Here is a 5,014-nt window from a genome sequence, read left to right on the forward strand (position 1 = left end):
AGACAGAAAGTCATAGAAGGTGGACATGGTTAGCGTTTTACCGAAACGCCTCGGTCTCATAATGAGAAAGGCATTGGTAGCTGATTCCTTAAACAAGGTTCTGATGAGCGGAGTCTTATCTACGTAATAGCAGTTATTTTCAATAAGCTCATGAAAAAATTCAGTTCCGATACCAATATACTTCAAAATACTGTTCCACCTCTGAACCTGTCCATCACCTCTAAAAAGGCCTTTCCCCGGTCCGCTATTGAAGCGCAGAAAGGCTCTATCACTGTCATTATCCCATAACCTGGTTAATCGTCAACCGCCAACATCGGTAACTTTTCCGTCAGATGCGGCAACCGTTATCTGATTGTACGCCCTAAGTTTGAAGAGTTTCTCATCAATAATTCCTTTGTTTAAGGGAGTGGCTTATGGAAGAACGTAAGCTTGAGGAAAAGGAACTGCTTACCGTTGAGGAGGCCATAACGCTGTTTAATCTCAGCCGGGGGAAATTCAAACGTCTGATCCGGGAGGTTGAACTCAGCTTTGTGCTTCCTTATGGAAAGCAGCGCTTCATTGTCAGGGAAGAGCTTATCAGGTATTTAAGTAATGGCGAACAGGAGAATCTAATAAATGCCAAGTTTAAAACTAAGAAGAGACTCGAAGCGTAGAGTTCTCCATACCGGAGAATCTGTCAGAGCAAACGGCAAATACCAGTTTAAATATGTGGTTAACGGTAAAGCCAAATTTCTGTACAGTTGGCGGCTTACCCCGTCAGATCCGCAGCCTGCCGGAAAACTGCCGTGTGTATCCCTCCGGGAGCTTGAGAAAAGCGTTAACCGGGATTTGGAATCACGGCTTGATCCCTCATACAGAAATCTCACGGTCAATGAGCTCGTTGAGAGGTATCTTAAGACCAGAACAGGTGTCAGAGAATCGACACGTATCGGTTACAATTTTGTCCGTAATCTGCTTAAGAATGAGGAATTCGGAGACCGGAAGATGTGTGAGGTGAAAACCTCCGATGCCAAGCTTTTCTTAATCAAGCTGCAGTCAGACGGTCGCGGTTCAAGCACGATTAAAACAGTCCGCGGTGTGTTAAGACCTGCTTTTCAGATGGCGGTGGATGATGATTTGCTGATGAAGAATCCTTTCGGATTTGAGCTGGTGGGAGTGATTTACAACACTGAAAAAACAAGACTCGCCATCACCAGAGAGCAGATGAACAAGTTTCTTAAATTTATTCATGACGACAACATCTACTGCAAGTACTATGAGGCTATTTACATTCTGTTTCACACCGGAATGCGAATATCGGAATTCTGCGGTCTGACACTAAAGGATATAGATCTGGAAAACAGAATAATCGATATCAATCATCAGGTGCAGAGATTCAGATCCGGCAAATACGACATCTGCCCCACCAAGACCAGTGCCGGAACCCGTAAACTGCCGATGACGGAGGAAGTGTATCAGATGTTTAAGTCCCTGGTGGAAAACCGACCGACAGATCTGCCGGAGGTTATCGTTAAAGGTTATGCCGGATTCCTTATCAGAGACAAGGACGGAATGCCTGAAGTGGCTCTGCACTGGGAGCACAGGTTCCAGCATGCCGTTAAGCGGTATAACGACATCTACAAAATTCAGATGCCGTCGATAACACCTCATGTATGCCGCCATACCTACTGCAGCAATCAGGCCAGAGCAAGAATGAATCCTAAAACTCTGCAGTACCTGATGGGACATTCTGAAATCTAAGTAACCATGGACGTCTATACTCATCTTGGTCTTGATGATGCCAAGGATGAGATTATCAGACTTAAAGAGCTGGAAGACGCCAGAAAGGAAATCAATAATATTGAGCGTGATACCATGCGCAGTATGGAGAGTCAGTTCAGTACATCTAAGCCACTCCACCAGTAATCATATCAAGCTCATGACCATTACGGCATGGGCTTTTTTAGATGGAATTCAAATACTCTATTGCTATACATAGTCCAACTTGCAACATCGTCTAGTATTTTGCTAATATGCTGACATAAATTTACGGAAATTAAACAGATAGAATTTGATTACAGTGCATCTGTGAGTTTTGCGCAGATACGAGAGAAAAGGTCAGTGATGGACGGAATAATATCTAGAGAATTTTATAATGATCTAAGTTCAATAATCGAATCTTCCCGTAAGAGTGCATACCAGACGGTTGACAGAATACTTGTCATTCGAAACTGGCTACTTGGTAAGCGTATAGCAGAAGAAGAATTATCAGGCACTCACGCCGAGAGATACGGAGAAAAAATAGTTGCTGAGCTTGCTGAAGCGCTAACCGAACAGTACGGAAAAGGTTTTGATAAGACAAGTCTGTATCGGTATATCAAATTCTACAAAGTGTTTCCGAAGATAGTTGCGACAGTGTCGCAACTATCTTCGATAGACAATAACGGCGGTGAGATAGTGGCGACAGTGTCGCAACTATCTTTAGTAGATGTAACTGGATATAGGCTACAAAGTCAGGTTTTGTCATGGTCTCATTATGCGATTCTACTACAAGTGCTGGATCCGAATGCGAGAGCCTGGTATGAAAAGGAAGCTTATGAGCAGACTTGGTCTGTGCGTACTTTACAGCGGAATATTAGTACTCAGTATTATGACAGGATGTTATTGTCTCATAACAGCAAGGCTGTTGAGAATGAAATGAAACAGCTTACCTCCGAGTACCAAGGAAAACTTGAGTTTATTCGCAATCCGGTAATTGCCGAGTTCCTTGGAATGCAGGAAGATACCAGTTATCTTGAATCGGATTTGGAGCAGGCTATCATAGGAAATCTGCAACGATTTTTGATGGAATTGGGAAAAGGATATGCATTTGTAGCAAGACAACAGCACATTCACACGGAAAAGCAGGATTACTATATTGACCTTGTATTCTACAACTATATTCTGCAATGCTTCGTTCTGATTGATCTGAAAATCGGGAAGATTACCCACCAGGATGTGGGACAGATGGATATGTACGTTAGAATGTATGATGAATTGAAACGAAGTGAGAACCATAATCCGACATTGGGTATTGTGCTGTGTTCAGAGACGGATGAAGATATAGCCCGTTATTCCGTACTGCATGGCAACGAGCAGCTTTTTGCAGCAAAGTACAGACTTTGTCTGCCTACAGAAGAACAGTTGAGAGCTGAGATAGAGACACAGAAAGGAATATTTTATCTGCAACATCCAGAATTGAAAGAAGAACTCTAACCGGAGAAGTACACATGGCTATATCATCTGTTACAAAGAGGTTTGTAATCAACGACGACAAGACTTGTATTGCTTTGGCAAAAGCTTTAAGAAAATCAAAGAAATATATTCAAAAGAATCCTAGAATTTATTCTCAAATAAATGCGTATGAAGAAGGTAAAATAAAACTAGAAAAATATCTAGCCCTGTATCAAAAACATTAATGTTTCAGCGTTAAAGTAATGTTGTACACCGATAACTTGATAATGGTAGGTAGTAATCAGTAAACGATCCATAATAACTTTTAAGGTAATTATGGCTTTTGCTTAGTCTAAGTGATTTCACTGAAAAGTGAATGAACTACGTTATGAGAGAATGAATTTATGTAAATAAATTCAAATAGTTACCTTCGGATGTTCATCTAGTCTGAAGCTCTAAGGTGTATGATTAAACAGTCGGTAACGCTGACAGTGTTGTACACGGCAAACCTCTCAATAACATTGACGAAGGTGCATTTACGGTTTTGCAGAGTTCCGGCTGTTAACAGCATAAACTGCAACTCATTAAGGGATTTTATATGATATACGTTCTGAACAGCAAAGGTGAACCGCTTATGCCGACCGGGCGTCACGGCAGGGTAAGGCATCTGCTTCGTGATAAAAAGGCATTCATTGTCAATTATCATCCTTTTACTGTCCAATTAACAAAGGAGAGAAGTAATGAAATTCAGGAAGTTGCATTAGGGATTGATACCGGTTATGAGAATGTAGGGTTATCAGCAACAACAAAGGATAAAGTTCTTTTTGAATGCAAAGCGGAACTAAGAACAGATTTAGTTGAAAATTTATCAACCCGAAGGGAAACGAGACGAACCCGACGTTCAAGGAAATTACGATATAGAAAAGCAAGATTTTCGAATCGGAAACGTACGGAAAAATGGCTGCCTCCGTCAATAAAATCAAAACTGGAATGCCATTTAACACTCGTAGCAAAACTGCACAGGTTTTTGCCGATAGGAAAAATCGTTGTAGAGGTTGCGAATTTCGATATTCAGAAAATAAAAAATCCTGAGATAAAAGGAGCTGAATATCAGCAGGGTGTTCAATCAGACTTCTGGAATGTACGTGAATACGTTTTGTATAGAGATAACCATAAATGCAGATATTGCAAAGGTAAATCAAAAGACATGGTTTTAAATGTTCATCATCTTGAATCACGAAAAACCGGCGGCAACTCGCCTGACAATTTAATTACCTTATGTGAAACCTGTCATAACATGTATCACCGGGGGTTAATAAGTCTGGATAATGTAACTAAAGGCAGTTCCTATAAACCCGAAACTTTTATGAGCATACTGAGGAAATATCTGATTGAAAACCTCAGGAAAACATATAACAATGTAAGTTATACCTATGGTTATGAGACTAAAAGTAAAAGAATTGCAAACAGGCTGGAGAAAGACCACAACGTGGATGCCCGCTGCATTTCCGGAAATTTCTCCGCAAAGCCGGACGGAATATATTTATAGTATTAGGTCTAAAGTCAGCACTTTAGGCCTTCTTAAATTTCCACGGCATAGCCTGCTCAAGAATAGCATTTCTTCTTTCATCAGACAGCGATTCATCTTTCAGTTCGTCTCTGTGAATACCCATATATCTGAACAGAAATTCAAGGTAATCTTCCAGGTCAACTCCATGAGCTTTGCAGGTTTCATGAAATGATGAGAACACAGCCGTAGACTTAGCTCCCTCAATAGAGCCAAATCCGCTGGGCATTGAATGTCTCAGCACTGCAAAGTCAC

At 41.0% G+C, this 5,014-nt stretch carries 8 protein-coding genes; 6 read left to right on the forward strand and 2 right to left on the reverse strand.

From position 1 onward, the window contains the following. On the reverse strand, nt 1–258 hold a 258-nt coding region (locus F557_RS0112755), incomplete at its 3' end, for an AAA family ATPase (RefSeq protein ID WP_245539414.1). 155 nt (nt 259–413) lie between these two features. Between F557_RS0112755 and F557_RS0112760 the strand changes: the two genes are divergently transcribed. The 6 genes from F557_RS0112760 (at nt 414) to iscB (ending at nt 4,741) form a co-directional block, all read left to right on the forward strand. Beyond that, complete coding sequence (locus F557_RS0112760; RefSeq protein ID WP_019002613.1) at nt 414–653, forward strand: helix-turn-helix domain-containing protein; 240 nt, start codon at nt 414–416, stop codon at nt 651–653. Continuing rightward, a complete protein-coding gene (locus F557_RS19920) occupies nt 616–1,740 on the forward strand; it encodes a site-specific integrase (RefSeq protein ID WP_044143347.1) in 1,125 nt (374 codons plus the stop codon). The genes F557_RS0112760 and F557_RS19920 overlap by 38 nt, the downstream gene beginning before the upstream one ends. A 6-nt stretch (nt 1,741–1,746) precedes the next feature. Then, the gene (locus tag F557_RS23015) at nt 1,747–1,905 is read left to right on the forward strand and encodes a hypothetical protein (RefSeq protein WP_019002615.1); all 159 of its coding nucleotides are present in this window, start codon (nt 1,747–1,749) and stop codon (nt 1,903–1,905) included. Nucleotides 1,906–2,103: 198 nt separating this feature from the next. Next, entirely contained in the window at nt 2,104–3,234 is a 1,131-nt protein-coding gene (locus F557_RS0112770; protein ID WP_044143497.1) for a PDDEXK nuclease domain-containing protein, read from the forward strand. Between the two features lie 14 nt (nt 3,235–3,248). Beyond that, complete coding sequence (locus F557_RS0112775; RefSeq protein WP_019002617.1) at nt 3,249–3,437, forward strand: hypothetical protein; 189 nt, start codon at nt 3,249–3,251, stop codon at nt 3,435–3,437. A gap of 353 nt (nt 3,438–3,790) precedes the next feature. Next, nucleotides 3,791–4,741 carry an RNA-guided endonuclease IscB gene (gene iscB, locus F557_RS0112780; RefSeq protein WP_019002618.1) on the forward strand — a complete coding sequence of 317 codons (951 nt, stop codon included), beginning with the start codon at nt 3,791–3,793 and terminating at the stop codon, nt 4,739–4,741. A gap of 22 nt (nt 4,742–4,763) precedes the next feature. Here iscB and F557_RS0112785 read toward each other — a convergent pair. After that, nucleotides 4,764–5,014: hypothetical protein (locus F557_RS0112785; RefSeq protein WP_044142584.1), on the reverse strand; the 251-nt coding region annotated here is incomplete at its 5' end.

This window comes from Succinimonas amylolytica DSM 2873 (assembly GCF_000378405.1).
GTDB classification, from domain to species: Bacteria; Pseudomonadota; Gammaproteobacteria; order Enterobacterales; family Succinivibrionaceae; genus Succinimonas; species Succinimonas amylolytica.

What these genes read in the sequence shown, in the direction of transcription:
- F557_RS0112760 (WP_019002613.1), top strand. Translation starts at nt 414, where the DNA reads ATGGAAGAACGTAAGCTTGAGGAAAAGGAACTGCTTACCGTTGAGGAG.
- F557_RS19920 (WP_044143347.1), top strand. Translation starts at nt 616, where the DNA reads ATGCCAAGTTTAAAACTAAGAAGAGACTCGAAGCGTAGAGTTCTCCAT.
- F557_RS23015 (WP_019002615.1), top strand. Translation starts at nt 1,747, where the DNA reads ATGGACGTCTATACTCATCTTGGTCTTGATGATGCCAAGGATGAGATT.
- F557_RS0112770 (WP_044143497.1), top strand. Translation starts at nt 2,104, where the DNA reads ATGGACGGAATAATATCTAGAGAATTTTATAATGATCTAAGTTCAATA.
- F557_RS0112775 (WP_019002617.1), top strand. Translation starts at nt 3,249, where the DNA reads ATGGCTATATCATCTGTTACAAAGAGGTTTGTAATCAACGACGACAAG.
- iscB (WP_019002618.1), top strand. Translation starts at nt 3,791, where the DNA reads ATGATATACGTTCTGAACAGCAAAGGTGAACCGCTTATGCCGACCGGG.